General features: G+C 71.4%; 22 protein-coding genes. 10 read left to right on the top strand and 12 right to left on the bottom strand.

Annotated elements, in window-relative coordinates; all coding sequences use genetic code 11:
- Both ACIP79_RS37225 and ACIP79_RS37220 read left to right on the top strand, forming a co-directional pair.
- Complete coding sequence (locus ACIP79_RS37225; protein WP_401231024.1) at positions 1-738, top strand: FadR/GntR family transcriptional regulator; 738 nt, start codon at positions 1-3, stop codon at positions 736-738.
- Between the two features lie 76 nt (positions 739-814).
- Positions 815-1,495 (top strand): gamma-glutamyl-gamma-aminobutyrate hydrolase family protein, encoded by a 681-nt coding sequence (locus ACIP79_RS37220; RefSeq protein WP_401231022.1) that lies wholly within the window; start codon positions 815-817, stop codon positions 1,493-1,495.
- 130 nt (positions 1,496-1,625) lie between these two features.
- Here ACIP79_RS37220 and ACIP79_RS37215 read toward each other — a convergent pair whose 3' ends face one another.
- Positions 1,626-2,615, bottom strand: a complete 990-nt coding sequence (locus ACIP79_RS37215; protein WP_401231019.1) for a LysR family transcriptional regulator — start codon at positions 2,613-2,615, stop codon at positions 1,626-1,628.
- A 70-nt stretch (positions 2,616-2,685) separates the two neighbouring features.
- Between ACIP79_RS37215 and ACIP79_RS37210 the strand changes: the two genes are divergently transcribed.
- Positions 2,686-3,846: a TDT family transporter gene (locus tag ACIP79_RS37210; RefSeq protein ID WP_401231016.1), complete on the top strand. Its 1,161-nt coding sequence runs from the start codon at positions 2,686-2,688 to the stop codon at positions 3,844-3,846.
- On the opposite strand, the gene ACIP79_RS37205 is transcribed toward ACIP79_RS37210, so the two are convergent.
- The 5 genes from ACIP79_RS37205 to ACIP79_RS37185 all read right to left on the bottom strand — a co-directional run bounded on the left by ACIP79_RS37205 (position 3,773) and on the right by ACIP79_RS37185 (position 10,083).
- Complete coding sequence (locus ACIP79_RS37205) at positions 3,773-4,522, bottom strand: helical backbone metal receptor (protein ID WP_401231014.1); 750 nt, start codon at positions 4,520-4,522, stop codon at positions 3,773-3,775. The genes ACIP79_RS37210 and ACIP79_RS37205 overlap by 74 nt on opposite strands.
- Positions 4,509-5,087 carry a helix-turn-helix domain-containing protein gene (locus ACIP79_RS37200; RefSeq protein ID WP_401231011.1) on the bottom strand — a complete coding sequence of 193 codons (579 nt, stop codon included), beginning with the start codon at positions 5,085-5,087 and terminating at the stop codon, positions 4,509-4,511. Before ACIP79_RS37200 ends, ACIP79_RS37205 begins: the two co-directional genes overlap by 14 nt.
- A gap of 149 nt (positions 5,088-5,236) precedes the next feature.
- Positions 5,237-6,208 carry a hypothetical protein gene (locus ACIP79_RS37195; protein WP_401231008.1) on the bottom strand — a complete coding sequence of 324 codons (972 nt, stop codon included), beginning with the start codon at positions 6,206-6,208 and terminating at the stop codon, positions 5,237-5,239.
- Between the two features lie 184 nt (positions 6,209-6,392).
- On the bottom strand, positions 6,393-9,002 hold the full coding sequence (locus ACIP79_RS37190; protein WP_401231006.1) for an ABC transporter permease/substrate binding protein: 2,610 nt from the start codon (positions 9,000-9,002) through the stop codon (positions 6,393-6,395).
- Complete coding sequence (locus tag ACIP79_RS37185; protein WP_401231004.1) at positions 8,995-10,083, bottom strand: glycine betaine/L-proline ABC transporter ATP-binding protein; 1,089 nt, start codon at positions 10,081-10,083, stop codon at positions 8,995-8,997. The genes ACIP79_RS37190 and ACIP79_RS37185 overlap by 8 nt, the downstream gene beginning before the upstream one ends.
- A 185-nt stretch (positions 10,084-10,268) precedes the next feature.
- Between ACIP79_RS37185 and ACIP79_RS37180 the strand changes: the two genes are divergently transcribed.
- From ACIP79_RS37180 to ACIP79_RS37165, 4 genes are all read left to right on the top strand, one after another.
- Positions 10,269-11,198 (top strand): 5'-3' exonuclease H3TH domain-containing protein, encoded by a 930-nt coding sequence (locus ACIP79_RS37180; RefSeq protein WP_401231204.1) that lies wholly within the window; start codon positions 10,269-10,271, stop codon positions 11,196-11,198.
- 62 nt (positions 11,199-11,260) lie between these two features.
- A complete protein-coding gene (locus tag ACIP79_RS37175; protein WP_401231001.1) occupies positions 11,261-12,097 on the top strand; it encodes a siderophore-interacting protein in 837 nt (278 codons plus the stop codon).
- A 967-nt stretch (positions 12,098-13,064) separates the two neighbouring features.
- Positions 13,065-14,618 carry an amino acid permease gene (locus ACIP79_RS37170; RefSeq protein ID WP_401230998.1) on the top strand — a complete coding sequence of 518 codons (1,554 nt, stop codon included), beginning with the start codon at positions 13,065-13,067 and terminating at the stop codon, positions 14,616-14,618.
- 4 nt (positions 14,619-14,622) lie between these two features.
- Positions 14,623-15,591, top strand: a complete 969-nt coding sequence (locus tag ACIP79_RS37165; protein ID WP_401230995.1) for an RluA family pseudouridine synthase — start codon at positions 14,623-14,625, stop codon at positions 15,589-15,591.
- Here ACIP79_RS37165 and ACIP79_RS37160 read toward each other — a convergent pair.
- From ACIP79_RS37160 to ACIP79_RS37135, 6 genes are all read right to left on the bottom strand, one after another.
- Positions 15,585-17,072, bottom strand: coding sequence for a cytochrome P450 (locus tag ACIP79_RS37160; RefSeq protein WP_401230992.1), 1,488 nt, complete (start codon positions 17,070-17,072; stop codon positions 15,585-15,587). The genes ACIP79_RS37165 and ACIP79_RS37160 overlap by 7 nt on opposite strands.
- Positions 17,073-17,148: 76 nt before the next feature.
- Positions 17,149-17,769, bottom strand: coding sequence for an ATP/GTP-binding protein (locus tag ACIP79_RS37155; RefSeq protein ID WP_383681924.1), 621 nt, complete (start codon positions 17,767-17,769; stop codon positions 17,149-17,151).
- The gene (locus ACIP79_RS37150) at positions 17,750-18,229 is read right to left on the bottom strand and encodes a DUF742 domain-containing protein (protein ID WP_401230988.1); all 480 of its coding nucleotides are present in this window, start codon (positions 18,227-18,229) and stop codon (positions 17,750-17,752) included. Before ACIP79_RS37150 ends, ACIP79_RS37155 begins: the two co-directional genes overlap by 20 nt.
- Positions 18,226-18,633 carry a roadblock/LC7 domain-containing protein gene (locus ACIP79_RS37145; protein ID WP_266467101.1) on the bottom strand — a complete coding sequence of 136 codons (408 nt, stop codon included), beginning with the start codon at positions 18,631-18,633 and terminating at the stop codon, positions 18,226-18,228. The genes ACIP79_RS37150 and ACIP79_RS37145 overlap by 4 nt, the downstream gene beginning before the upstream one ends.
- Positions 18,630-20,222: a sensor histidine kinase gene (locus ACIP79_RS37140; RefSeq protein WP_401230985.1), complete on the bottom strand. Its 1,593-nt coding sequence runs from the start codon at positions 20,220-20,222 to the stop codon at positions 18,630-18,632. The genes ACIP79_RS37145 and ACIP79_RS37140 overlap by 4 nt, the downstream gene beginning before the upstream one ends.
- 296 nt (positions 20,223-20,518) lie before the next feature.
- On the bottom strand, positions 20,519-21,145 hold the full coding sequence (locus ACIP79_RS37135; protein WP_401230983.1) for a TetR/AcrR family transcriptional regulator: 627 nt from the start codon (positions 21,143-21,145) through the stop codon (positions 20,519-20,521).
- A gap of 145 nt (positions 21,146-21,290) precedes the next feature.
- Here ACIP79_RS37135 and ACIP79_RS37130 point away from each other — a divergent pair, with 145 nt between their 5' ends.
- From ACIP79_RS37130 to ACIP79_RS37120, 3 genes are read left to right on the top strand one after another with little or no spacing between them, the layout of a single operon-like run.
- Positions 21,291-22,115 carry an urea amidolyase associated protein UAAP1 gene (locus ACIP79_RS37130; protein ID WP_401230980.1) on the top strand — a complete coding sequence of 275 codons (825 nt, stop codon included), beginning with the start codon at positions 21,291-21,293 and terminating at the stop codon, positions 22,113-22,115.
- Positions 22,112-22,762, top strand: coding sequence for an urea amidolyase associated protein UAAP2 (locus ACIP79_RS37125; RefSeq protein ID WP_401230977.1), 651 nt, complete (start codon positions 22,112-22,114; stop codon positions 22,760-22,762). Before ACIP79_RS37130 ends, ACIP79_RS37125 begins: the two co-directional genes overlap by 4 nt.
- Positions 22,759-26,283: a 5-oxoprolinase/urea amidolyase family protein gene (locus ACIP79_RS37120; protein WP_401230975.1), complete on the top strand. Its 3,525-nt coding sequence runs from the start codon at positions 22,759-22,761 to the stop codon at positions 26,281-26,283. Before ACIP79_RS37125 ends, ACIP79_RS37120 begins: the two co-directional genes overlap by 4 nt.
- The last annotated feature ends 41 nt before the right edge of the window (positions 26,284-26,324 follow it).

The raw sequence follows: 26,324 nt of genomic DNA, 5'->3' as shown, positions 1-26,324 counted from the left end.
ATGACGCGGACGGAATCCGACGGCGGGGCGGACGACCGGCTGACGTCGGTGCTGCGGCCGGTGCGGGCGGGCAACGGTTTCGAGGAGGCGCTGGAGCAGATCCTGCAGATCCTCCGGCTCGGCCTGGTCCCGGGCGGTGAACGGCTGCCCGCCGAGCGGGACCTGGCCGAGCGGCTCGGCATCAGCCGGGTGACGCTGCGCGAGGTGCTGAAGGTGTTGCAGGACCAGCGGCTGGTCGAGTCGCGCCGCGGACGGTACGGCGGCACGTTCGTGCTGGCGAGGACGGAGGCGCCCGGTGAGCACGAACTGCGGCGCCGGGTCGCCGAGGTCGACATCGAGGACGTACTGCGCTTCCGCGAGGTGCTGGAGGTGGGTGCGGCCGGTCTCTGCGCGGCCCACGGCCTCGACGACGGGCAGGCCGGCCGGCTGCGCGAGGCTCTCGCCGGCACCCGGGACGCCCCGCTGGCCGACTACCGCCGGCTGGACACCCTGCTCCACCTCACCCTCGCCGAACTGTCCGGCTCCCCCTCGCTCACCGCCCAGTACGCGGCCGTACGCGCCCGGGTGAACGATCTCCTCGACTGCATCCCGCTCCTCGTGCGCAACCTGGAGCACTCCCAGCACCAGCACGGCGCGCTGGTCGAGGCGGTGCTCGACGGGGACGCGGACGGGGCGCGGGAAGTGATGCGGGAGCACTGCGGGGGGACGGCGGCGCTGCTGCGGGGGTTCCTGACGTGAGGCCGCGGGGGCTTGCTTTCCCGCCGCCCGCACCGCAAAGGTATGGGCGCGTTCCAATGAGCTCGGAGGAGACAGGGTGGCCAGACCGCTGATCGGTGTGAGTACGTATCTGGAGTCCGCGGCGCGCTGGGGCGTGTGGGAGCTGGAGGCGGCGCTGCTGCCGGCCGGCTATCCGCGGCTCGTGCAGCGGGCCGGGGGGCTCGCCGTGATGCTGCCGCCGGACGGTCCGTCCCGCGCGGCGGCGGTCGTCGCCCGCCTCGACGGGGTGGTCGTCGCGGGTGGCCCGGACGTCGATCCCGCCCGCTACGGGGCCGAGCGTTCGCCGCGTACCGGGCCGCCCGCGCACGAGCGCGATGCCTGGGAACTCGCCCTGATCGACGCCGCGTTGGCCTCCGGCACGCCGCTCCTGGGCATCTGCCGGGGTATGCAGCTCCTCAACGTCGCCCTGGGAGGCACGCTCGTCCAGCATCTCGACGGGCATGTGAAGGACGTCGGGGTGGTCGGGCACCACGACGTGATCCCCGTGGCGGGGAGTCTGTACGCCTCTCTCGTACCCGAGGTGTCCGCCGTGCCGACGTACCACCATCAGGCGGTGGATCGGCTCGGGGAGGGGTTGCGGGTCTCCGCGCGCGCGGCGGACGGGACGGTGGAGGCCGTCGAACTTCCCGGCGGCGCCTGGGCGTTGGCCGTGCAGTGGCATCCGGAGATGGGGGACGACGTGCGGGTCATGGGGGGCCTGGTGAACGCCGCGTCGTGAACGCCGGGGAGTTTTTCGCCCCCTCCGCCCCTTCCCGTCCCGTCTCTCGGGGGCTCCGCCCCCGAACCCCCGCTCCTCAAACGCCGGAGGGGCTATTTCTTAGCCCGTCCGGCGATTGAGGACGAGCGCGTCAGCGCGAAGGGGGGTCTGGGGGCGCAGCCCCCAGGGACGGGACGGGTAGGGGCGGAGGGGGCGAGGAAAACCCCCGCGTCAGCGACAGGAGGTCCCGGGCCGGGCCCGTCGGGCGGTGTCCGGTCGGCCAGACCGCCCGGAGGGCCCGCCGCAGCTGGACGTCCGCGAGCGGAACGCTCACCAGCCGGTGGGCGGAGAGCTCCTCGCCGAGGGCCAGCTCGCTGAGGACGGCGGGACCCGCACCACTGACGACGGACGCCTTGACCGCCGTCGTGGAGGACAGCTCGATGAGGGGCCGCGCAAGGCCGCCGAGGGCCGCGTCGAGGACCTGCCGGGTACCGGACCCCTCCTCGCGGAGGATCAGCGGTGTCGCAGCCAACTCCGCCGCACCCAGCGGCGATCGCCGCCGCGCCCACGGATGGTCCGGCGCGGTCACCACGATCAGCCGGTCGTGCGCGACGACCGCCGAGTCGAGTCCGGGCGGCACGGCCAGTCCCTCGACGAAGCCGAGATCGGCCTCCCCGGCGAGGAGGCGTTCGGCGACCACCGTCGAGTTCCCGGCGAGGAGGGACACCGCGGTGTCCGGACGCTGGGCGCGGAGCGCGATCAGCCAGCCTGGCAGCAGGTACTCGGCGATCGTCATGCTCGCCGCGACCCGCAGCCGGGAGTCCCGCCGGTCCCGCAGCGCCTGCGCCCCCGCGTCGAACGCCTCGGCCGCCTCGACGACCCGCCGCGCCCAGTCCGTGACCAGCGCGCCGGCGTCCGTGAGACGCGATCCGCGCGGCGAGCGGTCGACGAGGGCCACGCCCAGTTGCCGTTCCATCGAGCGGATCCGGCCACTGGCCGCCGGCTGCGTGATGCCCAGCTCCCGTGCGGCCCGCCCGAGGCTGCCCAGCCGGGCCACCGCGAGCAGCAGCTCCATCGCCCCCAGATCAGGCACCCGGTGCGCGACCCCCGTCCGTCCGCCGGACCCAGCACTCCCACTCATAAAGCCAGCTTATGCCCTCATAGCGCAGTACTCCCTGGTGGGGAGCGCCCGGCGGCAGGACCGTGGAGTCATGGTCGCCGCAGCCCACCCCGTCACACCGTTCGCCAAGGCCGGAACCCGGCACACCGCGGCTCTCCGCCATCTCGGCCCCAACTGGTACGCCTCGGTGATGGGCACCGCGATCGTGGCCACGGCGGGTGCCGGGCTCCCCGGGGCGGTTCCCGGCCTGCGGACCGGCTGCGCCGCGGTCTGGGCGCTGTCGCTGGCGATGCTTGTGGTCCTGCTGGTCGCGCGGGCCCTGCACTGGACGCACCACCGCGACCGGGCCCGCGCCGGTTTCCTCGACCCGGCCACCGCCCCCTTCTACGGCTGCCTCTCCATGGCCCTGCTGGCGGTGGGCGGCGGCGCCCTGGTCGTGGGCAGGGACTGGATCGGCCTGGAGGCGGCGGTCGCGCTGGACGCCGTGCTGTTCGTCGCCGGTACGGTCATCGGTCTCGCCTGCGCCGTGGCCGTCCCGTACCTCATGGTGACCCGGCACCGGATCGAGCCCGGCCGGGCGAGCCCGGTGTGGCTGCTCCCGGTCGTCGCGCCGATGGTGTCCGCCGCTCTCGGCCCGCTCCTCGTCCCGTATCTGCCGCCCGGCCAGGCGCGGGAGGCCCTCTTCCTCGGGTGCTTCGCGATGTTCGGGCTGAGCCTGCTGGCGACCTCGCTGATGCTGCCGCTGATCTTCGCCCGGATGGTCGCGGGTGACCCGCTGCCGCTCGCCCTGACCCCGACGCTGTTCCTGGTGCTCGGCCCGCTCGGCCAGTCCACGACCGCGGTGGGTAAGTTCGCCGACCTCGCACCCGGCGTGGTGCCCGCCCCGTACGACCAGGGTTTCGGCGCGCTCGCCGTCCTCTACGGCGTCTCCGTGATGGGCTTCGCGCTGCTCTGGCTCGCTCTCGCCGGCGCGCTGGTGCTGCGTGCCCGGCGGCGGGGCATGGGCTTCGCGATGACGTGGTGGGCGTTCACCTTCCCGGTGGGGACCTGCGTCACCGGCACGGAGGGGCTGGCCCGGCACACCGGTCTGGTCGCCCTCGACGTGCTCGCGGTCGCGCTGTACGCCCTGCTGGTGGCGGCCTGGGCGGTGGCCGGCGTCGGCACGGTCCGCGGCCTGCTCAGCGGCGAGCTGCTCGCAGCGCCTCGCCCAGAACCCGCGGAGCCCGCGCCAGTGACGGCCCGTACCAGGTGAGCATGCGTCCGTCGACGAGTGCGCAGGGCACGCCTTCGAACGCCTCGGGTCCGTCGTCGGCGGTGAAGCGGTACGGCTCGTCGGGGAGGACCACGAGTGCGGGGGCCGCGGCCCTGAGGTCGGGCAACGGGACGCGCGGATAGCGGTCCTCGTGCCGCGCGTACACGTTGTCGACACCGAGGCGGTCCAGCAGGTCCCCGGCGAAGGTGTCCCGGCCGAGCACCATCCAGGGCCGGCGCCAGATCGGTACGACCGCGCTCGTGCGACGGCCGGTGGGCACCGGCTCCGCCCACGCCGCCTCCGCCTCGTCCAGCCAGCGCGGCCGGTCCCGCGCCCCGCACGCCCGCAGCACCCGCTCCAGCTCGCGGAAGGCTCCCGGCAGGTCCCGTACCTCGGTGACCAGGACCTCGGCGCCGGCCGCGCGCAGGGCGGTCAGGTCGGGCTCGCGGTTCTCCTCCTCGTTGGCGACGACCAGGTCGGGGGCGAGCCGCAGGACGGCGTCGACATCGGGGTTCTTGGTGCCGCCGATCCGCACGACGTCGAGGTCCGCCGGGTGGGTGCACCAGTCGGTCGCGCCGACCAGGACGCCGGGCAGCGAGAGCGCGACGGCCTCGGTGAGCGAGGGTACGAGGGACACGACGCGCGGGGCGGCACGGCCCGGGTCAGTGCCTGCCAACGTTGTGCCGGTCCTCCACCGCGTCGATGTGGTCGGCGAGCTCGACCACGATCACCCGGGTGTCCGGCACGGTGGCCCGCCACCGGTGCCGCACGCCGCCCGTCAGGTACATGGTGTCGCCGCGCCCCAGGCGATGGGCGCGGCCCTCCGCCTCGACCTCCACGGCTCCGTCGACGACGTACATCAACTTGTCGTTGCGGAGCTGGAGTTCGCGGCCCTCGTCGTGGTCGCCGGTGAACTCGGTGGCGTGCAACTGGTGGTGACCGCGCACCAGGGGGCGTACGCGCGCCTCGTGGGCGTACACGGCGGCTTCGGCGCGCACGACGTCCACGCTGCACGCCGGGTCGGCCGCGGCGAGCAGTTCGACGGCGGTGGTGCCGAGCGCGTCGGCGACCCTCTCCAGGGACGTCCTGCTGGGGCGGGCGCGCTCGTTCTCGACCTGGCTGAGAAAGGGCACCGACAGGCCGCTGCGTTCGGCCACGACGGCGAGGGTGAGGTCGAGCGTGCGGCGCCGCCGCCGCACTGCCGCGCCCACCCGCAGGGGCTGTTCTTTGTGGTCGCCCATCGTTTCGGCTCCCTCCCTCGCGTCGTCGGTCGCTTCTACGGTCAGTGCTTCGGCGCACCGCTTCTGAAGAGTTGTTTGCACCCTACGCATGTTCGGCAAACCGTTTCACGCACCCGTCACATCGCCGACACGTGGAAGGTGGGTGGGGGCTACAGTTCGCGCCAATAGAGGAGCTGGCCCGTTTCGCCGGGTGCCGCGCCCTCGCTCGGCACGAAAAGGCTGACCAGCAGGGCCGGATGCCCGTCCGGGTCGGTGAGCAGCGTCGTGGAGGGGTTGGCGAAGGCCCGGCTGCCGCCGTGGGTGCGCACCGTCAGCGGGTCCGCCCTTCCCGTCACCGGATCGTAGGCATACGTCCGCCAGCTTCCGAAGTCCTCGCGCCACCGCTGTCCCTCTATCAACACCAGCCTCGTTCCGGCGAGTTGGACGGTCGAGCGGTCGCCTATGTTGCCGCTCGTGCCCCACGCCTCCAGTGCCCGGTCCAGGCGCTGGTCGGACTCGGCGTGCCAGGTCGTGAAGTCCGTGAGTACGGCGCGGAGTTGGCGGTCGGTGTCGCAGTCCGCCCGGTAGTGGCCGGTGAGTGAGACCGTGCCGTTCCGCACGGCGGTGATGTCCGGCGTGCCCTCGGCGCACGGCGAGAGAGTGCGCGGGGCGTCGTAGGCACGGTCGGCGTGTCCGGCCAGCAGGGCGCCGAGATCGGCGTAGCCGCGTACCGCGATGTGGTTGTCCGGATCCTTCTCGTACGCCAGTACGTAGCCACCGGCGCCGTCGAGGGCGAGGGTGGGCTGGCTGGTGCCCGCGCCGAAGTCGTGGCGGCGGGTCCAGGTCCGCAGATCCGTGGAGGTGGCGAGGGCCGAGTGGAAGCGGCCGTCGGCGAGGGTCGAGTGGTAGACGGCGAGATAGGTGCCGTCCGGCGCCTGGGTGATCTCCGCGGTGTCCATGGTGCGCCCCGAGTCGTCGCGCACCCCGTACGCGTGGCCGTCGGCGTCGCGCACGTCGCCGGCCAGGGACACGAGCCGCGTCATGGCGGCGGAGGCGGGCGCCGGTTCGGCCCTCGGCAGCGCGGTCGTCACCGTCACCAGGAGGAGGGCGCCGAGGAGGCGGGCGCGGAGCAGGGATCGCACGGGGTCTCACAGGAACGCGGGAGAGGGGGAGCCGAGCGTACGGACCCGTGGCGGGCCCCGGGAACTCCGCGAGGGGTGGCCTTCGCCACACGGGGCACAGGCCCCGCGCGACGAAGGTCCACCCCTCGGCGAACCACCGGCGCCCGCCGGCGTCGAGGAAGGCGACGGTGCACCGCCGCCCGGACTACTGCGGAGTCATCCGCTCCACCATGTCGGGGTGCTCCTTCAGCCAGGCGGCGACGGCGTCCTCCTCCTGCCCCTGACCACGGTCCTTGATCTCGGCCTCCAGGCTGCCGAGTTCGTCCTCGCTCATGGTGAAGTTCTTGATCCACTCGGTGAGCTGCGGATACTGCTCGGGGAACTTCCTGCTGGAGATGGTCCGGATCGTGTTGCCCTCGCCGAACAGCTTCTTGTCGTCCGCGAGCTTGGTCAGCTCGTACTCGCTGTACGCCCAGTGCGGCGACCACAGGACGACCGCGACAGGCTCCTTCTTGGCGTACGCGCGCTTCAGCTCGGCCAGCATCGCGGGCGTGGAGCCGTCGACGACCTTGTACTCCTTGTCCAGGCCGTAGCCCGGCAGCACCTTCGTCTTGAGCAGGTTCATCTCGCCCGTGCCCGGCTCGATGCCGATGATCTTCCCTCCGAAGGTGTCACCCTTGCCCTTGAGGTCCGCGAGGGACTTGACGTCCTTCACGTAGCCGGGGACGGCGATCTCCAGAGAGGTCGGTTCGTACCAGGTGCCGAGGTCTCTCAGGTCGTTCTTGTGCTGATCCCAGTAGTTGGCCTGGGCGTACGGCAGCCAGGCGTCGAAGTTGAGGTCGAGATCACCGGAGGCGAGGCCCGTGTAGACGGGGCCGACATCCATCTGCTTCAGGTTCAGCGTGTAGCCGCGCCGTGCCAGGACGTTCTTCCACAGGTAGGTGACGGCGACGTCCTCGTCCCAGGGGAACCAGGCGACGTCCAGCGCGCGCTTCGTCTCGGCGGCGGCCTTGCCGGACTCGACGGGGGCGAGCTTGTCGACGACGCCGGGGTTCTTCTTCAGCCAGGCGCGCACGGCGGCCTGCTGCTTGCCCTGGCCGGCCTTGTTGATCTCCGACTCCAGGCCGGTGAGCTGCTTCTCGGTCATCTTGAAGTTCTTGAGCCACTCGCCGACGACCGGGTTCTCCTTGGCGAAGCCCGTGCGGGAGAGCGTGTGCACGCCGTCCCCCGAACCCCAGGCACCCTTCGGGTCCTTGAGCTTCTTCAGGTCGTAGTCACTGTACGCCCAGTGCGGCGACCACAGCGTCGTGACGATCGGCTCCTGCTTGGCGTAGGCGCGCTTCAGTTCGGCCAGCATCGCGGGCGTGGAGCTGTCGACGACCTCGTACTCCTTGTCGAGCCCGTACTCCTTGAGGACCTTGGTCTTGAGCAGGCCCATCATTCCGGCGCTGGACTCGATGCCGGTGATCTTGCCGCCGAACTCGGCCGCCTTGCCCTTGAGGTCGTCCAGGGAGTCGACGTCCTTCATGTACGAGGGGACGCTCAGCTCCAGCGACGTCGGGCCGTACCAGGAGCCCAGGTCGTCGAGGTCCTTGCCGTACTTCTTCCAGTACTCCGCGTGGGTCGTCGGCAGCCAGGCGTCCGTCTGGAAGTCGATGTCGCCCTGGGCGAGGGAGGTGTAGAGGGGGCCCGCGTCGAGCTGCTTCGTCTCGACCTCGTAGCCGCGCTGCTCCAGGATCTCCTGCCACAGGAAGGTGGAGGCGATGCCCTCGTCCCAGGGGATGTAGCCGATGCTGATCTTCTTGCCCTGGCCGACGTCCTTGCCGTCGGCGGCGGTGGAGGTGGAGTCCGTGCCGCCGAAGATTCCCATGCCGCCCGCGACCAGCGCGAGCACGACGACACCGATGACAGCCACGGACGGGCGGGGCCGGTAGGACCAGATCTTCAGGCCCTGGGCGGCGCGCAGCCTGGCCGCGGCACGGCGGCCGAGCGGGGAGACCTGGGTGCCCAGGGCGCTGGTCATCCGGTCGAGGTAGATCGCCAGGATGACGATGGCGACGCCCGCCTCGGAGCCGAGGCCGACGTTCAGCTGGCCGATGGCCTGGTTCACGTCGCCGCCGAGGCCGCCGGTGCCGACCATGCCGGCGATGGCGGCCATGGACAGGCCCAGCATGATGACCTGGTTGACGCCCGCCATGACGCTGGGCAGGGCCAGCGGGAGCTGGATGCGCAGCAGGGTGTCGCGGGGGCTGGTGCCGAACGCGTCGGCGGCCTCGACCAGTTCCTTGTCGACCTGGCGGATGCCCAGCTCGGTCATGCGGACGCCGGGGGCGAGCGCGAAGATCAGGGTGGCGACCATGCCCGCGGGGGCGCCGGTGCCGAAGAACAGGATGGCCGGGATGAGGTAGATCATCGCGGGCAGCGTCTGCATGAAGTCGAGAACGGGGCGTACGACGCTGCTGACCCGGTCGGAGCGCGCCGCCCAGATGCCCACGGGCACCGAGATGACGAGCGCGATGATGGTCGCCACCAGGACGAGCGAGAGGGTCACCATCGCGTCCTCCCACAGTTCGAGGGAGTCGATGAACGCGAATCCCAGGAAGGTGAGGACACCGGCGGACGTGCCGCGCAGCCAGAACGCGATCACGGCGAAGATGCCGGCCAGGAGCAGCGGCTGCGGGGCCTGGAGGACGGCGTTGATGCCGTCGTAGGCGCCGTCGAACACGGTCTTCAGGAAGTCGAAGAGCCACGCCATGTGATTGAGCAGCCAGTCGACGGTGTCGTTGACCCAGTCACCGAAGGGAATCCTAGGCACCGGCGCCCACCGCCTTCGCGGACTCGTCGCGCGGAGCCGCGCAGGGCGTGGGCTCGGCCTGCTCGTCACCGAGGAAGCTGATCAGCCGCTGCCGGGGTATGACGCCGACGAGTTTCCGTCTCGTGTCGAGCACGGCGACCGGGTGCGTGAGGCGCGCGCTGATCGCGCACACGTCGTTGAAGGACGTGTCGGGCATGACCGTGTCGCAGGCGCAGTCCGCCTCGTCGCCGCGGAGGTCGGTGTCCATGACGGACTCCGCGGTCAGCACGCGGGAACGGTCGACGTCCTGGGTGAAGGAGGCGACGTAGTCGTCCGCGGGGCGCACGAGGATGTCCTCGGCGGTGCCGATCTGGACGATGCGGCCGTCGCGCATGACGGCGATCCGGTCGCCGAGCCGCATGGCCTCGTTGAGGTCGTGCGTGATGAAGACGATGGTCTTCTTCAGCTTCTTCTGGAGCTCGATCAGCTGGTCCTGCATGTCACGGCGGATCAGCGGGTCGAGTGCGCTGAACGACTCGTCCATCAGCAGCAGGTCGGCGTCGGTGGCGAGCGCGCGGGCCAGCCCCACGCGCTGCTGCATACCGCCGGACAGCTCGTCGGGCCAGGACTTCTCCCAGCCGCCGAGACCGGCCAGCTCCAGGGCCTTGGCGGCGCGCTCGTCACGCTCGGCGCGCGGCACGCCCTGTACGCCCAGGCCGTACGCGGCGTTCTCCAGGACACTGCGGTGCGGGAAGAGCGCGAAGTGCTGGAAGACCATGCTGATCTTCTTCGCCCGGACCTCGCGCAGTTCGCGGCCGCTGAGCCCGGTCAGGTTCTGGCCGTCGAAGCGCACCTGGCCCCCGGTCGGCTCCAGCAGCCCGTTGAGCATGCGCAGCAGCGTCGACTTGCCGGAACCGGACAGGCCCATCACGACGAAGATCTGGCCGGGCTCCACCGTGAACGAGGCGTCGATCACCGCGGCGGTGGTTCCTTCGGCGCGCAGGTCCTCACGGTCCGCCCCCTGCCGGAGTCGCTCCATCGCCTCTTCGGGTCGTCTGCCGAACACCTTATACAGATGCTCGGCCTCTAGCCTGGATGACACGTGTGCCTCTCGTCCGGAGGGTGTGAGCGCTTCGACGGTGGAGCGCGTGAACGTCGGTTGAACGACAGTCGAACGACGCGCCCGGCGTCGTTCAGAGGCGGCGCCTGCCCCCGAGCGTTCGAGGCAAACGCAAGAGTGGCCCAGGTCACTGTCGATGGCCTTCGCTGTCAGTGCCGTACGGCATGATGCGAGGCGTGACCAGACGCCTGATGCTGCTCGACACCGCCTCCCTGTACTTCCGGGCCTATTTCGGGGTTCCCGATTCGGTGAAAGCCCCGGACGGCATGCCGGTCAACGCCGTGCGCGGGCTGCTGGAGTTCATCGACCGCCTCGTCAAGGACCACCGGCCCGACGACCTGGTGGCCTGCATGGACGCGGACTGGCGCCCGCAGTGGCGGGTCGACCTGATCCCGTCCTACAAGGCGCACCGCGTCGCCGCGGAGGCCGAGACCGGCCCGGACGAGGAGGAGGTGCCCGACACGCTCTCCCCGCAGGTGCCCGTGATCGAGGCCGTCCTCGACGCGCTGGGCATCGCCCGTGTGGGAGTGGCGGGTTACGAGGCGGACGACGTGATCGGCACGTTCACCGGACGCGCCACCGGCCCGGTCGACATCGTCACCGGCGACCGCGACCTCTACCAACTGGTCGACGACAAGCGGGAGATCCGCGTCCTCTACCCCATCAAGGGCGTCGGCCTGCTCCAAATCACCGACGAGGCATGGCTGCGCGAGAGGTACGGCGTCGACGGCCCGGGATACGCCGACCTGGCGCTGCTGCGCGGCGACCCCAGCGACGGACTGCCCGGAGTTCCCGGCATCGGGGAGAAGACGGCGGCCAAGCTGCTCGCCGAGTTCGGCGACCTGGCCGGGATCATGGCGGCGGTGGACGACCCGAAGGCGAAGCTGACCCCGTCGCAGCGCAAGCGCCTCGACGAGTCACGGCCGTACGTCGCGGTGGCGCCCACGGTGGTCAAGGTCGCGGGTGACGTGCCGCTGCCCGACGTGGACGTGGCGCTGCCCCGCGTACCGCGCGCCCCGGCCGTGCTGGACGAGCTGGCCGTACGCTGGGGTTTGGGCGGGTCGTTGCACAGGTTGCTCTCGACTCTTCAGGTTTGACGTGTTAACTAAGGGGAGGTGCTAACTTAGGTAAGCCTTAGCTCGTGAACTGGGAGGCCGTCATGGCAGAGCGTCCGGAACGCAGGACCCCCGCACCGCACTCCGCGCACGTCGTGCGGACCGAGCGGCTCACCCCGCACATGCAGCGGGTCGTACTCGGCGGCGACGGCCTCGCGGATTTCAGCGCCGACACCTGCACCGACCACTATGTGAAGCTGCTGTTCGGCGCCGAGGGTGTCACCTACCCGGAGCCGTTCGACATGAAGGTCATCCGCGCGGAGTTCCCGCGTGACCAGTGGCCCGTGACGCGCACGTACACGGTGCGGCACTGGGACCCCGAACACCGCGAGCTGACCCTCGACTTCGTGGTGCATGGCGACGAGGGCCTCGCCGGCCCCTGGGCGGCGAACGTCCAGCCGGGCGAGGTCGTACGGTTCATGGGCCCCGGCGGTGCCTACGCGCCGGACCCGACCGCGGACTGGCATCTGCTGGCCGGTGACGAGAGCGCGCTGCCGGCGATCGCCGCCGCTCTGGAGGCGCTGCCCGACGGTGCCGTGGCGCACGCCTTCGTGGAGATCTCGGGACCCGAAGAAGAGCAGAAGATCAACTCGGTGGTGGACGTCGTCTGGCTGCACCGCGGCGACCGGCCCGCCGGTGAGGCGCTCGTCGAGGCCGTACGCGCCCTGGAGTTCCCCGAGGGCAGGGTGCACGCCTTCGTCCACGGCGAGGCCGGCTTCGTGAAGGAGCTGCGCCGGAAGCTCCGGGTCGAGCACGAGTTCCCCCGCGAGGACCTGTCGATCTCCGGCTACTGGCGCCTCGGGCACAACGAGGACGGCTGGCAGGCGTCGAAGCGGGAGTGGAACGCGCAGGTGGAGGCGGAGCAGGAGGCGTCCGCCTGAGGCGGTCCCGCCGCGATACCGACCAGCATCGACCCGGGCCCCCGAGTAGCACCGGCCCGGGTCCGGAGACGCGCCCGCCCGGACGCCGAGCGGCGCGGGGCCGCTTCCCGAGACACCCTCCCTGACCCAGCGCACACCCGGACGCCGGCAGGCGCGGAGCCGGTTCCTGAAACACACCCTCGCTTACCCACGACACCCTCGCCCGAGAGCCAGGCGCGCGGGACCGGGAACTCGGAAGCGCTGGCCCCGACCCGGGACGAGGCGACCCTGGTCCCCCAGGGCGCGCTCCGGTCCCGAAAGGCGCCCAGCCGGTCCCGAAAAGTACCCGCCGCTCCCGAAGGGCACCCGCGCCTGACGCGGGCCGCCCCCGGACGTCCGACGGGGCGGGGCCCCACCCCGTCGGACGGGGACCCACACCGGCCCGCCGCCGGGCCACACCGTCCCCCGGTACGCCCCCGCACATCCGGATCGCCAGCCACAGTCGTACAGGCCGCTGGTGTGGGTGAGCAGGGCACGCAGGGTGAGGCTGTCGCCGTAGCCCGCGCCGCTCAGCAGGCCCGGGAGGTGCCCGCGGTGATCGCCGACGCGAGCAGCGCACCGCCGCGGCCGAGCACATCATCCCGCCCAGGGTCCGCAGACAGCACCCCACCCCACGGTCACCGCCCAGTTGAGCGAACCTACGTCGTCGGCGTACCGCACCCAGCCCGTCATCCCGGACGGCGCCATAAATGGAACCGCCAGGAAGGCCGCCGGCAGCAGCGGGACCGCGTTGACGCCGGTGATCGACTCAAGCTCCTGGACCAGTACCCATACACGCGATGTATCGCGATCCGTCTCCGTCGGCAAGGGCGTGAGGACTTAGGCCCGTCGCAGACATGGCCGCGTCACGCGAGCGAAACAGCCCCTCCCTAATTTCTGTCACCCGACAGGAATCCGCTCGCCCTCCGCGCCGAAGGCAGGTGCCACCGTGACGACCACCGCCCCGTCCAAAGTACGCCCCGACCCCCCGGACTCCCCCGGCGACCACTCCCTCGCCGAGTTCGGCTACCGCCAGGAACTGCACCGCAGCCTCGGCCGGTACGCCTCGTTCGCCGCCGGCTTCTCCTTCATCTCCGTACTGACGACCGTCTTCCAGTTCTTCGCCTTCGGGTACGCGTTCGGCGGCCCCGTCTTCTTCTGGACCTGGCCGGCCGTCCTGGTGGGCCAGTTGACGGTCGCCGCGTGCTTCGCGGAACTGGCCGCGCGCTATCCGATCTCCGGCGCGATCTACCAGTGGTCCTCCCGGCTCTCGAACCTCTCCTTCGGCTGGTTCGCGGGCTGGATCATGGTGATCGGACAGATCGTGGTGGTCGCGGCTGCGGCCCTCGCGCTCCAGATGGTGCTCCCCGCGATCTGGTCCGGCTTCCAGCTCGTGGGCAGCGACCCGGCACCCACCAGCGCCGACGGCGCGGCCAACGCCGCGGTCTTCGGGGTGATCCTGCTCGTCCTGACCACGCTGGTGAACGTCCTCGACAACCGGGTGATGTCCCTGATCAACCGGGTCGGAGTGACCGCCGAGATCATCGGCGCCGTTCTGATCATCGTGCTGCTGCTCACCCACTCCGAGCGCACCCCCGGCATCACCTTCCACACCGCCGAGGGCAGCACCGGCCTCCTCGGAGCGCTGATGGTGGGCTCCTTCATGGCGGCGTACGTCATGATCGGCTTCGACAGCGCCGGCGAGATGAGCGAGGAGACCCGCTATCCGCGCCGCACCGCGCCCCGGACGATCCTCACGGCGCTCGGCGCTGCGGGCCTGCTCGGCGGGCTGATCGTCATGGGCGGCCTGCTCGCGGCCCCGAGCCTCACCGACGGACGCCTCGGCCTTGAGGGCCTGAGCTATGTGCTGACCAGCACCCTCGGCGACGGAGTGGGCCGCGCGCTCCTCGCCGACGTGGTGGTGGCCATCGCGGTGGCGACCCTGGCGATCCAGACCGCCGCCTCCCGCATGCTCTTCTCGATGGCCCGCGACAGACGGCTCCCCTTCTCCGGCCGCCTCGCCAAGGTCAATCCGCGCACCGGCATGCCGAACGCCCCGGCCCTGGTCGTCGGCGTACTCGCCGCCGCCGTACTGCTCCTCAACTTCGCCTCCCCGGAAGCCTTCCTGGCCATCGGAACCACCTGCATCGTGATGCTGTACCTGGCGTACGCGATGGTCACCGGGCCGCTCCTGGTCCGACGACTGCGCGGGCAGTTCCCCGGCCCCGACGGCGTCGACGAGGAGGGCCGCCCGCTCTTCTCCCTCGGCCGCTGGGGCGTCCCGGTCAACGTGGTCGCCCTCCTGTACGGCCTCTTCATGACGGTCAACCTGGCCTGGCCGCGCGCCGCGGTGTACGACCCGGCGGGCGGGCACTGGTACTTCCAGTGGTTCACGCTGCTCTTCCTCGGCGCGACGCTCGTCCTGGGAGTGGCCTACCGGGCGTACAAGTCACGTACCGCGGTCCCGGAGACCGCCGAGGCGGTTCCGGCCTCGTACGCTTGACCAGGTGAGACGCAAATCCCGGATCCCGCCCTCTCCCCTGCCGCAGCGTGACGGGGTCGACCCCGTGCGGATCAGGCTGCCCGAGGGCGGGGGCTGGGCCACCGTGCGGGAGCACCTGGTGGAGCGGCTGGCGCCGCCGGCCGAGATGATCGACGGGATGATCGCCGACGGACTGATCGTCGGGGCGGACGGGCGGCCGGTGGCGTCCGACACGGCGTACGCGCCGGGGGCGTTCGTGTGGTTCCACCGGGAGCCGCCGGACGAGGAGCGGGTGCCGTTCGCGCTCGACGTCGTGTACCGCGACGAGCACATCGTGGTGGCCGACAAGCCGCACTTCCTCGCCACCACCCCGCGCGGCAGCCACGTCACCGAGACCGCCCTCGCCCGGCTGCGGCGGGACCTCGGCATCCCGGCGCTCGGCGCCGCGCACCGCCTCGACCGGCTCACGGCCGGGCTCCTGTTGTTCACGGTGCGGCCCGAGGAACGCGGCGCGTACCAGTCGCTGTTCGGCGCCAGGCTGGTGACGAAGGAGTACGAGGCCATCGCCCCGTACTCCCCGGGCCTCGCGCGCCCCAGCACCGTCCGCAGCCGGATCGTCAAGGAGCGCGGCGTGATGGCCGCCCGGGAGGTCGAGGGCGAGCCGAACGCCGTCAGCCTGGTCGAGTTGACCGACCGCCGCGAGGGCCTCGGGCGTTACCGGCTGACACCCGGCACCGGGCAGACCCATCAACTCCGGGTCCATATGAACGCGTTGGGCGTGCCGATCCTCGGCGATCCGCTGTACCCGGTGGTGACCGGGCCCGTGCCGGCCGGTGACTTCCGGCGTCCGCTCCAACTACTGGCGCGGAGACTGGAGTTCACCGACCCGGTCACGGGGCACGAGCACCGGTTCGTCAGCGGGCGGGTGCTGGAGGCCTGGGACTCGTACGACACCTGGGCGTCGCCGGGCCTCCTGGCGGAGACGGCTCAGTAGCCGCGCCACCAGCGCACGAACCGCTGCCAGGCGCCGAGCCGGTGGGCGGGCTCCGGCGTCGGGGCGGGCTCCGGCGTCGGGGCGGGCTCCGGCGCCACCGGCCGCGGGGCGGGCGCGACCGGCTCCGTGCGCTCGGTCGTGACCTGCCAGGTGGGACGCTGGCGCGGCATCGCGTGGAGGGCGGGCAACTGCGTGACGTCCTGGAGGGGTTTCGGCTCGAACCGCACCGGCAGCTCCACCAGGTGGCGTGACGACATCGACGCCCGCCAGCGCAACTCGCTCTCCTCGCAGTTCAGTTGCACATCGGGCACCCGCATCAGCAGGGCGTCGACACCGACGTCGGCGATGGCACGGCCGATGTCCTGGCCCGGACACTCGTGGGGGCCGCCCCCGAAGGCGAGGTGGGACCGGTTGCCCTGCATGTTGGCGGCGAGGTCCGGTCGTACCTTCGGGTCGACGTTGCCCGGCGCGATCCCGAAGAGCAGTCCGTCGCCCTTGCGGATGCGCCTGCCGCCCAACTCCGTGTCCTGCTTGGCGAAGTAGCCGAGGACCGCGCTGAACGGCGGCTCGTCCCACAGGGACTGCTCGACCGCCTCGGGGACCGTCATCTGGCCGCCGTTGAGCTGGGCGCGGAAGCGCGGGTCGGTGAGGACCATGCGCAGCACGTTGGCGATCAGGTTGGCGGTGGCCTCGTAGGAGGCGAGCAGCACCAGCCACAGGTGCTGGGTGACCTCGTCGTCGGTGAGGCGGGCGGGGTGGTTGATGAGGTGGCTGGTGAAGTCCTCCTCGGGCTGGGCACGGCGGCGGGCCGTCAGCCGGGACAGGACGCCCTGGACGTACTCGTTGCTGGCGATCGCGGTCTCGGTGCCCTTGAGCAGGTCGCGGGTGGCCTGCACGATGCGGTCGTTGTACTCCTCGGGCATGCCGAGGATCTCGCACAGCACGGCCATCGGCAGGTGCTCGGCGAACTGGCCGACCAGGTCGGCCCTGCCCTGCTCGCAGAACTCGTTGACCAGGCGCTGGGTGGCACGGTTGATGTGCCGCCGCAGGCTGCGGTGGTCGATCGTCGACATGGCTCCGGTCACCGCCCCACGCAGCCGCAGGTGCTCGTCGCCCTCGGCGTGGGAGCAGATGGGCTGCCAGGCGATGTGCGGTGCGAGCGGGTGTTCGGGGCCCGCCGTGCCGTCCTGGACCGCGGTCCACAGGCGGCTGTCGCGCGCGTAGTGCGAGGGGGTGCTCACCATGTGCAGGTTCTCGCCGTGGCCGAGCACCACCCAGATCGGCACGTCGTCGTGGAGCAGCACGGGGGCGACGGCGCCGTGTTCGGCGCGGAGTTTGTCGTAGAGGGCTTCCAGGTCCTCGGCCTCGGGTCCGTACAGCCGGCGCAGCCCGCCGGGGCCCGAGCCGTGGGCGGGGCAGCCGGGCGGCGGCTCGAGCGTGAGGTCGTTCATACCGGTCGGGGAGGGGGATTCAGGCGTCACGGTGATCGCTCCGAAACTGGTGTCTTGGGGGGTTTCTGCCGGTGAGGGGCCGGTCGTTCGTCGTTCCGTACGGGGCTCAGGCGCCCGACGGGGCCATCGCCAGCGAGTGCAGGAAGCGCATCAGCGTCATCAGGACGTCGCGGCTGGAGGCGCGGCGGCGTGCGTCGCACTGCACGATCGGGATCTCGTCGGCCAGGTCGAGCGCGGCCCGCAGGTCCTCGATCGGGTAGTCGGGCGCGTCCGGGAAGGTGTTTATGGCGACGACGAACGGCACACCGCGTTCCTCCAGGCGGCCGATGACGTCGAAGCTGACCTCCAGGCGGCGGGTGTCGATGAGCACGACCGCGCCGAGCGCCCCCTCGAAGAGGCCGTTCCACAGGAACCAGAAGCGCTCCTGGCCCGGTGTGCCGAACAGGTAGAGCACCAGTTGCTCGGTGATCGAGATCCGGCCGAAGTCCATGGCCACGGTGGTGGCCGTCTTGGTCTCGGAGCCGTAGTTGTCGTCGACCCCGATCCCGGCCTGCGTCATGGTCTCCTCCGTGGTCAGCGGTTTGATCTCGCTGACGGAGCCCACCATGGTCGTCTTGCCCACTCCGAAGCCGCCGACGATGACGATCTTCACGGCTGCCTGGGTGGTGTGCGGCAGATGGTCCTCGGCGCGAGGGCCCGTGATGGTGTCAGAGCTTTTGAAGTCCATGCATCACCGCTTCGAGGAGGGAACGGTCGGGGAGCGCCGAGCGGACGATCGGGGCGCGCGCCTGTACCAGTTCGGCCGCCAGCAACTCGGTGAGCAGGACGGTCACCACGCTGACCGGCAGGTTGAGATAGGCCGAGAGTTCGGCCACGGACAGGGGGGCCGTGCAGAGCCGGACCAGGGCCGACTTCTCCGGCTGGGCGTTGGGCGGCGGCGCCTCGGCGCGGGCCACGATCAACGTGACCAGGTCGAGGGCGGCCCGGTCGCCGCCCTCGGCCCCGCCGGTGAGCAGATACAGCCGCTCGGGGTTCTTCGGGTCCTGGCCCTCTTTCTGAGATCCCTCGTTCGGAGATCCCTCGTTCGGGGGTCCCCCCTGAGAGGGTTCTTCACTGGGCGGACCCTCGACGGGAGGTCCCGCCGGTTCTTCCTTGGGATAGCGCCGTCGGCGTTGCGGAGGAGTCATACGGTCTGCCCGTTGCGCCTCGGCGGACTCGTCAGATGGGCTCCGATCCGCACGACGAGGTCACGCATGCGGTTGCTCATCAGGCCGGGTTCGGCGGTCTGGTTGGCGAGGACCGCGAGGTAGGCGTTGGGCCCCGCCGACATCAGGTAGAAGTAGCCGCCGTTGATCTCGATGATCACCATGCGCATCCGGCCGTCGCTGTTGGGGATCTCGCTCGCGACGGCTCCGGCCAGGCTCTGCAGGCCCGCGCAGGCGGCGGCGACACGGTCGGCGGCGTCCGGGTCGCCGCCGTACCTGGCGATGCGCAGTCCGTCGGCGGAGAGAACCACGATCTGCTGGACTCCCGGTACGCCGTCGGCGAGTTCCTTCAGCATCCAGTCGAAGTTGGCGCGCTGCTGGATCACTTGAGGTCCCCTTCGTCGTCGGCCTCCACAGGGGCCGGCCTGGTGTCGGTGCCGGTCGCGGCGGCGGCCGGATCCGGATCGCCCTTGAGCCCTTCCATGAACGCCTCGACCCACAGGCCGGGTTCGGGCTCCTTCTCCTCCGGCACGGGTTCGGGCGACCACGTGGGCGCCGCGGCCTCGGCGGCCTCCGCGGCGGCCGCGTCCGCGCGGGCCTCGGCGATCCGCTGGCTGAAGGAGACCTTGACGCGACTGCGGCGCTGCGGCAGGCCGTTGGCCGTCCACTCGGTGACCTGGGGGACGTCGTCCTCCATGGCGCCGAGAGGGGTGGGGACCCGCGGGCCGGTGGTCGGGCGGCGCTTCTTGGGCTTGCGGTTGGGGCCCTCCACGCCGTCGGTGTCCATGGTCGGGACGGAGGCGATGCCGATGCCGTGCGCGAGACCGGGTGCGTCGTCGGTGGTGAGCATGGCGCGCGGCGCGACCAGGACGGCGCGGACACCGCCGTACGCGGACTGCCGCAGCGAGACCTGGAGGTTGTACATCTTCGAGAGCCGGCCGACGACGGCCATGCCGAGCCGCGGGTTGGCGCCGAGCGCGTCCATGTCGACACCGAGGGCGGCCTGCCTGAGCAGGTCCTCGGCCTTGTCGCGGGCCTCGTCGCTGAGGCTGACGCCGCCGTCCTCGATCTCGACGGCGATGCCGGTCTGCACCTCGATGGCGGTGACGTGCACCTTGGTGTGCGGCGGCGAGTAGCGCGTGGCGTTGTCGAGGAGTTCGGCGACGGCGTGGATGAGCGGTTCGACGGACACGCCGTTGACGGCGACCTCGACGACGTTGTGCAGCTCGATGCGGCGGTACTCCAGGATGCGGGACATCGCGCCGCGCAGCACGCTGAACAGCGGTACGGGCTCGGGCCACTGACGTCCGGGACGGCCGCCGCCGAGCACCGCGATGGAGTCGGCGAGACGGCCGATCAGCGCGGTGCCGTGGTCGATGCGCAGGAGGTCGTCGAAGACCTCCGGGTTGCGCCCGTGGTCCTCCTCCATCTCACGGAGTTCCTTGTTCTGCTGGTGGACGATCGCCTGGACGCGCCGGGCGATGTTGACGAAGGCACGCTGCGCGGAGTCGCGCATCGCTTCCTCGCGGTCGATCATCTTGAGCACGCTCTTCAGCAACTCGCGCTGCGGAGCGGACAGTTCGGGCAGGTCGGGATCCGTCTCGGGGAGGGTGCGGATCACTTCCGCCGGAGACGCTCCGGCGTGCAGCCGGTCGAGCGCGACAGGGAGGATCTCGTGGGTGAAGTAGAGGATCTCCTGGTCGTGGGAGGCGACGCGCTGTTCGAGATATGTGGTGCGGTGCGCCAGATCGAGGCGCAGATCGCGGGCGACGCGACCGCGTCGTACGGCTTCGGCGCCGACCGCGATGATCAGGAGCGTCGCGATGGTTCCGCACCAGCCGACGGCGGCCCGGGCCGGGTCCGTCACCACGGCGACGGCGGCTCCGGTCACCGCGGCCATCGCTATGGCCGGCAGCAACAGCACGCGCGCGTAGGGAAGTTCGCGGCCACCGGGAGGCGATTGAACACTCACCATGTATGCCCTCTAAGACAAATCGACTGGGGGATCGGGGAGTTTTGCGGGGAAACGGCATGGATCAAACTGAATCTTCGGAACTTTTGGGAACAAGCGCACGAATACATCTCAACTCGGTGCGCTGCGGGCGAGCTTAGTCCGACCGGATCATCGCCGTGTCATATTCAGCAAGCACCTGAAATCGCCCAGGCGACAGGAGTACCCTCTGCCCATTTATACGCTGTGATGTCGTTCGCACACGGTGCGTAATGGCGTACGGGCGTGCGAAACCCGTGTCCCGAGCGAGCCCGGAGCGGTCAGATCCCGGCGATGCGCAGCGCCGCGTCCGCGGTGGCCTCGGCGAACGCCGACACCGGCCGTTCCGGATCGGAGCGGTGCACGAGGATCACTCCCTCGATGAGACTGAACAGCAGGTCCGTGCGCAGCGCCAGCTCACCCTTGGCGAGCGCGCCACCCGCGCCCGTCGCCGCGAGCAACTGGCGGTAGGTGTCCTTGAGTTCGGCCCGTACGGCGTGGAACCCCGCGAAGCGCTCGGTGCGCACCTCGGGCAGCAGATAGAGCCCGCCCAGATTGTGCGGCCCGCCGCAGAGCAGCTCGACGTCCTTGCGGCACAGCTCCCAGAGCCGCTTCTCGGCCGGGGCCGTGTCGTCCGCGAGGAGTTCCCGGGCGAGGGTGAGCGAGGGCGTGACCGTGGACTCCAGGAGCTCGGCGAGCAGCTCCTCCTTGCCGGAGACGTAGTGGTACATCGACGCCTGGCGCATGCCCGCCCGCTCGGCGACGGCGCGGGTCGTGGTGGCGGCGTACCCCCGGGTGGTGAACAACTCGGCGGCGGCGTCGAGCAGTTCCTCGCGCGGCGACAGACCACTGTCCGGCCGCTGATCCGCCCGCGGCCGGCCGACCCGTCGTCCACCACCGGTTCCCATGTGTTCGATCCTCGCACACGGGGTCACGCGACGATCACCGTGAGGGATCGGTAACCGGACGGCAACGCACGGGACACGGCTTCGACCCTCCCCGCTCCTAATTTCTGTCGGGCGACAGAAATCACCCGGAGCCGGAGGTCCCGCGATGGCGACAGCAACCCCGTACGGAGCTCGCGCTCACGCCCGCTCCCAGGACGGCACCCGCGCCGGGGCCATGCCCGTCGTCCCGGCGAGCGACTGGCCCGCGCCGCCCTGCGAGGCCGGCCACCTGGTGTGGGCGGAGACGGTGGCGGGCGGCAACTACACCCACCGGGTGCTGGCCCGCGGCACCGAACTGCGCCTCACCGACCTGACCGGCGACGCCTGCGCGCACCTGCTCCTGCACGTCGCCGACCGCCCGTGGGAGCGGCTGAACGTGGCGGACACCGTCAAGGTCCAGTGGAACGCCTACCTGGGCGAGGGGCGGCTCCTGCTGTCCGACCAGGGCCGCGTGCTCGCCTCGCTGATCGCCGACACCTCCGGGCGGCACGACACGCTGTGCGGCACCTCCACCCTCGTACGGAACACCGAGCGGTACGGGGACGGGACGCCGCAGTCCGCGTCCCCGGCCGGCCGCGAGCTGTTCAAGCTGGCCGCGGCCAAGAACGGGCTCGGGCCGCGCGATCTGCCGCCCTCGCTCTCCTTCTTCCAGGGTGTGGAGGTACGCGACGACGGCGTGCTCGACTTCACCGGCTCGGCCGGCGCGGGCGGCAGCGTGACCCTGCGCGCCGAGCAGGACGTCATCGTGCTGATCGCGAACGTGCCACATCCGGCCGATCTCCGTGCGGAGTACGTGAGTTCACCGCTGGAGGTGCTCGCCTGGCGCTCCGCGGCGACCGGGCCGGGCGATCCGCTGTGGGAGGCCACGCCCGAGGGCCGCCGCGCCTTCCTGAACACCGCCGAATTCCTCGCCGCGAGGGGGCTCGCATGAGCACGCGCACGGTCACCGTTCCCGCCCGCGCCGCCTGGTCGGCCGTCGTACCCGAGGGCGGCACGCTCACCATCACCGACCTGTACGGCAACCAGGCCGTCGACTTCCTCGTGTACGACGCCCACGACACGGCCGTCCGCTACAGCGCGCCCGACACGATCCAGGCGCGGGGCGGCCTCTTCCTCACCACGGGCAGCGTGCTCATGTCCAACGAACACACCCCGCTGATGACGGTCACCGAGGACCAGGTCGGCCGGCACGACACGGTCGGCGGCGCCTGTTCCAAGGAGTCCAACACCCTCCGGTACGGCCATCACACCTGGTCGCAGCACGCCTGCGTGGACAACTTCCTCGCGGAGGGCGCCCGGTACGGCCTGGGCAAGCGGGACCTGGTCTCGAACATCAACTGGTACATGAACGTGCCGGTCGAGAAGGACGGCGCCCTCGGGATCGTCGACGGCATCTCCGCACCGGGGCTGAGCCTGACGCTGCGCGCCGAACGCGATGTCCTCGTGCTGGTCTCCAACTGCCCCCAGATCAACAACCCTTGCAACGGCTTCGAGCCGACGGCGGTGGAGATGACGATCGCCGGGCCTGCCTTCGAGACCGACGGATCCGCCTCCACGATGGGAGGTCCCCGCGCATGACCTTCGACACGCTGCTCGTCGCCAACCGGGGCGAGATCGCGGTGCGGATCATCCGGACGGCCCGCGAACTCGGCCTGCGCACGGTCGCCGTGTACGCGGACCCCGACCGCTCCGCACCCCACGTCCGGCTCGCCGACGAGGCGGTGCGTCTGGGCCCGGCACCCGCCAAGGAGTCCTACCTCGACGCCGACCTGGTCCTCAAGGCGGCGAAGGACACCGGCGCCGGGGCGATCCACCCCGGCTACGGCTTCCTCTCCGAGGACGCGGCCTTCGCACGCCGCTGCGAGGAGGCGGGGATCGTCTTCGTGGGCCCGACACCGGAGCAGTTGGAGCTGTTCGGGGCCAAGCACACGGCGCGGGCCGCGGCGGAGGCGGCGGGGGTACCGATGGCGCCGGGCACCGGGCTCCTCTCCGGCCTGGAGGAGGCCCTGTCCGAGGCCGGGCGGATCGGCTATCCCGTGATGCTGAAGGCGACGGGCGGTGGCGGCGGTATCGGCATGTCGGCCTGTCGGTCCGCCGACGAACTGACCGGTGCCTGGGAGAGCGTGCAGCGGGTCGCCGCGGCCTCGTTCTCCTCGGCGGGGGTGTTCCTGGAAAGGCTCGTGGAACGCGCCCGCCATGTCGAGGTGCAGGTCTTCGGAGACGGCCGGGGCCGCGTCGTCACCTTCGGCGACCGTGACTGCTCGCTCCAGCGCCGCAACCAGAAAGTGCTGGAGGAGGCCCCCGCACCCGGTCTCCCGCCCGCCGTTCGCGAGCAACTCACCACGGCGGCACGCGACCTGTGCGAGTCGGTCGACTACCGCTCGGCCGGAACCGTCGAGTTCGTGTACGACGCCGCCCGCGAGGAGGCGTACTTCCTGGAGGTCAACACCCGTCTCCAGGTGGAGCATCCGGTCACCGAGGAGATCTACGGGGTCGACCTGGTCGCCTGGATGCTGCGCCTGGCCCGCGGGGAGTCGGAGGTCGTACGGGACCCGGGGACGCCGCGAGGTCACGCCGTCGAGGCCCGGGTGTACGCCGAGGACCCCTCGCGCGAACACCGGCCCAGCGCGGGCCTGTTGACCCGCGTCGAGTTCCCCCCGGACGTCCGCGTCGACGGCTGGGTGGAGACGGGCACGGAGGTCACCACCTCGTACGACCCGATGCTCGCCAAGGTCATCGCGTACGGGACGGACCGGGCGCAGGCGCTGGAGCGGCTCGGCGCGGCACTGGCCGGCACCCGGGTCGACGGCATCGAGACAAACCTCGGGCTGGTCCGCGCGGCGCTCTCGGAGCGGTCGTTCAGGGCGGCCGAACACACGACGGCGACGCTCGCCGGGGTCGTGGACCCGACGCCGCGCGTGGAGGTCGTGACCGGCGGGACGCTCACCACGGTCCAGGACTGGCCGGGCCGCACCGGCTACTGGCAGGTCGGGGTGCCGCCGTGCGGCCCGATGGACGACCTGTCCTTCCGCCTCGGCAACCGGGCCCTCGGCAACGACGAGGGAGCCCCCGGCCTGGAGTGCACGCTCCAGGGACCGGCCCTGCGCTTCACCCACGCCACCACCGTGTGCGTGACGGGCGCTCCGGCCCCGGTCGCCGTGGACGGCACGGCGGTCGCGCAGTGGGAGCCGGTCACGGTGCCCGCGGGGGCCGTTCTGGAGATCGGCGCCCCCGCCGAACACGGCCTGCGCACCTACGTCCTCTTCGCGGGCGGCGGCCTGGACGTGCCCGCGTTCCTCGGCAGCGCCGCCACCTTCACCCTCGGCCGGTTCGGCGGCCACGGCGGACGGACACTGCGGACGGGTGACGTGCTGCACGGCGGATCGGCGTCCCCGGGCACGCATCCCACCGCTCCCGTCCCCGCCGAGGACCGGCCGGTCCTCGGCGCGCGCTGGCACGTCGGGGCCCTCGAAGGCCCGCACGCGGCACCGGAGTTCTTCACCGAGGAGGACATCCACGACTTCTACGCCGCCGACTGGAAGGTCCACTTCAACTCGGCGCGCACGGGCGTACGACTGGTCGGTCCGAAGCCCCGCTGGGCCCGCAAGGACGGCGGCGAGGCGGGACTGCATCCCTCCAACATCCACGACACGCCCTACTCGGTCGGCGCCGTCGACTACACGGGCGACATGCCGGTGCTGCTCGGCCCGGACGGCCCCTCGCTCGGCGGCTTCGTCTGCCCGGCGACGGTGGTCAGCTCGGAGCGCTGGAAGCTGGGCCAGCTGCGCCCCGGTGACACGGTCCGCTTCACGCCGGTCGCCGAGGACGGCTCGCCGCGGGCCGCGATCGTCGACGGCGGCGTCCTCGCCCGGGACGGCGACGTGACGTACCGGCGCAGCGGCGACGACAACCTGCTGGTCGAATTCGGCCCCATGCAGCTGGATCTGGCGCTGCGCATGCGGGTGCACGCGCTGATGGAGGCGGTCGCCGACGCGGCGATCGCCGGCGTCACCGACCTCACCCCCGGCATCCGTTCCCTCCAGATCCAGACGGACCCAGGCCGGCTGCCACAGCGCGAACTCCTCGCGTCCGTACGGCAGATCGTCCTGGCACTTCCCCCGAGCGACCAACTGGTCGTGCCCTCCCGCACGGTCCACCTCCCGCTCTCCTGGGACGACCCGGCCACCCGTGAGGCGATCGCCCGCTACATGGCGGGCGTCCGCGACGACGCGCCCTGGTGCCCGTGGAACATCGAGTTCATCCGCCGCGTCAACGGCCTCGGCTCGGTGGACGACGTCTACCGCACGGTCTTCGACGCGGAGTACCTCGTACTGGGCCTGGGCGACGTCTACTTGGGCGCTCCGGTGGCGACACCGCTGGACCCGCGCCACCGCCTGGTGACCACCAAGTACAACCCGGCGCGCACCTGGACCGCCGAGAACTCGGTGGGCATCGGCGGCGCCTACCTCTGCGTCTACGGCATGGAGGGCCCCGGCGGCTACCAGTTCGTCGGCCGTACGACCCAGGTGTGGTCGCCCTGGCAGCAGCGGGGCGCGTTCCAGCCCGGCTCACCCTGGCTGCTTCGCTTCTTCGACCGCGTCAGGTGGTATCCCGTCGAACCCGGTGAACTGCTCGATCTGCGGGCCGACATCATCTCCGGCCGCTTCGTCCCGCGGATCGAGGAGGGTGAGTTCTCCCTCGCCGCGTACGAGTCCTTCCTCGCCGAGAACGCCGACTCCATCGGGGAGTTCCGGGCCCGGCAGGGCGACGCGTTCGCCGCGGAGCGCGACGCGTGGGAGGCGGCGGGCGAGTTCACCCGGGCGGAGGCAGTCCCGGCGTCCACGGCTCCCGCGGCCGAGGTGACCGTCCCGGCGGGCGGTCGCCTGATAGAGGCCGAGTTCGCCGCCTCTGTATGGCAGTTGAATGTCCGACCCGGCGACGAGGTGACCCTCGGACAGCCCCTCCTCGCCCTGGAGGCCATGAAGATGGAGTCCAGGGTGCCCGCCCCCATGCACGGCGTGGTGACCGAGATCCTCGCGAAACCCGGCGACCAGGTGGAGGCGGGCACCGCACTGATCGTGCTGGCCCCCGTCCCTTGAGTCCCACCGGCCGGTCCGCAGTCGAGCACGCACGAGACCCC

The organism is Streptomyces sp. NPDC088747, assembly GCF_044751025.1.
GTDB lineage: Bacteria > Actinomycetota > Actinomycetes > Streptomycetales > Streptomycetaceae > Streptomyces.
Note: the sequence above shows the minus strand (reverse complement) of the source record. Positions and strands in the feature narration are given on the sequence as shown.

What these genes read in the sequence shown, in the direction of transcription:
- ACIP79_RS37225 (WP_401231024.1), top strand. Translation starts at nt 1, where the DNA reads ATGACGCGGACGGAATCCGACGGCGGGGCGGACGACCGGCTGACGTCG.
- ACIP79_RS37215 (WP_401231019.1), bottom strand. Translation starts at nt 2,615, where the DNA reads ATGAGTGGGAGTGCTGGGTCCGGCGGACGGACGGGGGTCGCGCACCGG.
- ACIP79_RS37210 (WP_401231016.1), top strand. Translation starts at nt 2,686, where the DNA reads ATGGTCGCCGCAGCCCACCCCGTCACACCGTTCGCCAAGGCCGGAACC.
- ACIP79_RS37200 (WP_401231011.1), bottom strand. Translation starts at nt 5,087, where the DNA reads ATGGGCGACCACAAAGAACAGCCCCTGCGGGTGGGCGCGGCAGTGCGG.
- ACIP79_RS37180 (WP_401231204.1), top strand. Translation starts at nt 10,269, where the DNA reads ATGCGAGGCGTGACCAGACGCCTGATGCTGCTCGACACCGCCTCCCTG.
- ACIP79_RS37175 (WP_401231001.1), top strand. Translation starts at nt 11,261, where the DNA reads ATGGCAGAGCGTCCGGAACGCAGGACCCCCGCACCGCACTCCGCGCAC.
- ACIP79_RS37155 (WP_383681924.1), bottom strand. Translation starts at nt 17,769, where the DNA reads ATGGACTTCAAAAGCTCTGACACCATCACGGGCCCTCGCGCCGAGGAC.
- ACIP79_RS37150 (WP_401230988.1), bottom strand. Translation starts at nt 18,229, where the DNA reads ATGACTCCTCCGCAACGCCGACGGCGCTATCCCAAGGAAGAACCGGCG.
- ACIP79_RS37140 (WP_401230985.1), bottom strand. Translation starts at nt 20,222, where the DNA reads ATGGTGAGTGTTCAATCGCCTCCCGGTGGCCGCGAACTTCCCTACGCG.
- ACIP79_RS37135 (WP_401230983.1), bottom strand. Translation starts at nt 21,145, where the DNA reads ATGGGAACCGGTGGTGGACGACGGGTCGGCCGGCCGCGGGCGGATCAG.
- ACIP79_RS37130 (WP_401230980.1), top strand. Translation starts at nt 21,291, where the DNA reads ATGGCGACAGCAACCCCGTACGGAGCTCGCGCTCACGCCCGCTCCCAG.
- ACIP79_RS37125 (WP_401230977.1), top strand. Translation starts at nt 22,112, where the DNA reads ATGAGCACGCGCACGGTCACCGTTCCCGCCCGCGCCGCCTGGTCGGCC.
- ACIP79_RS37120 (WP_401230975.1), top strand. Translation starts at nt 22,759, where the DNA reads ATGACCTTCGACACGCTGCTCGTCGCCAACCGGGGCGAGATCGCGGTG.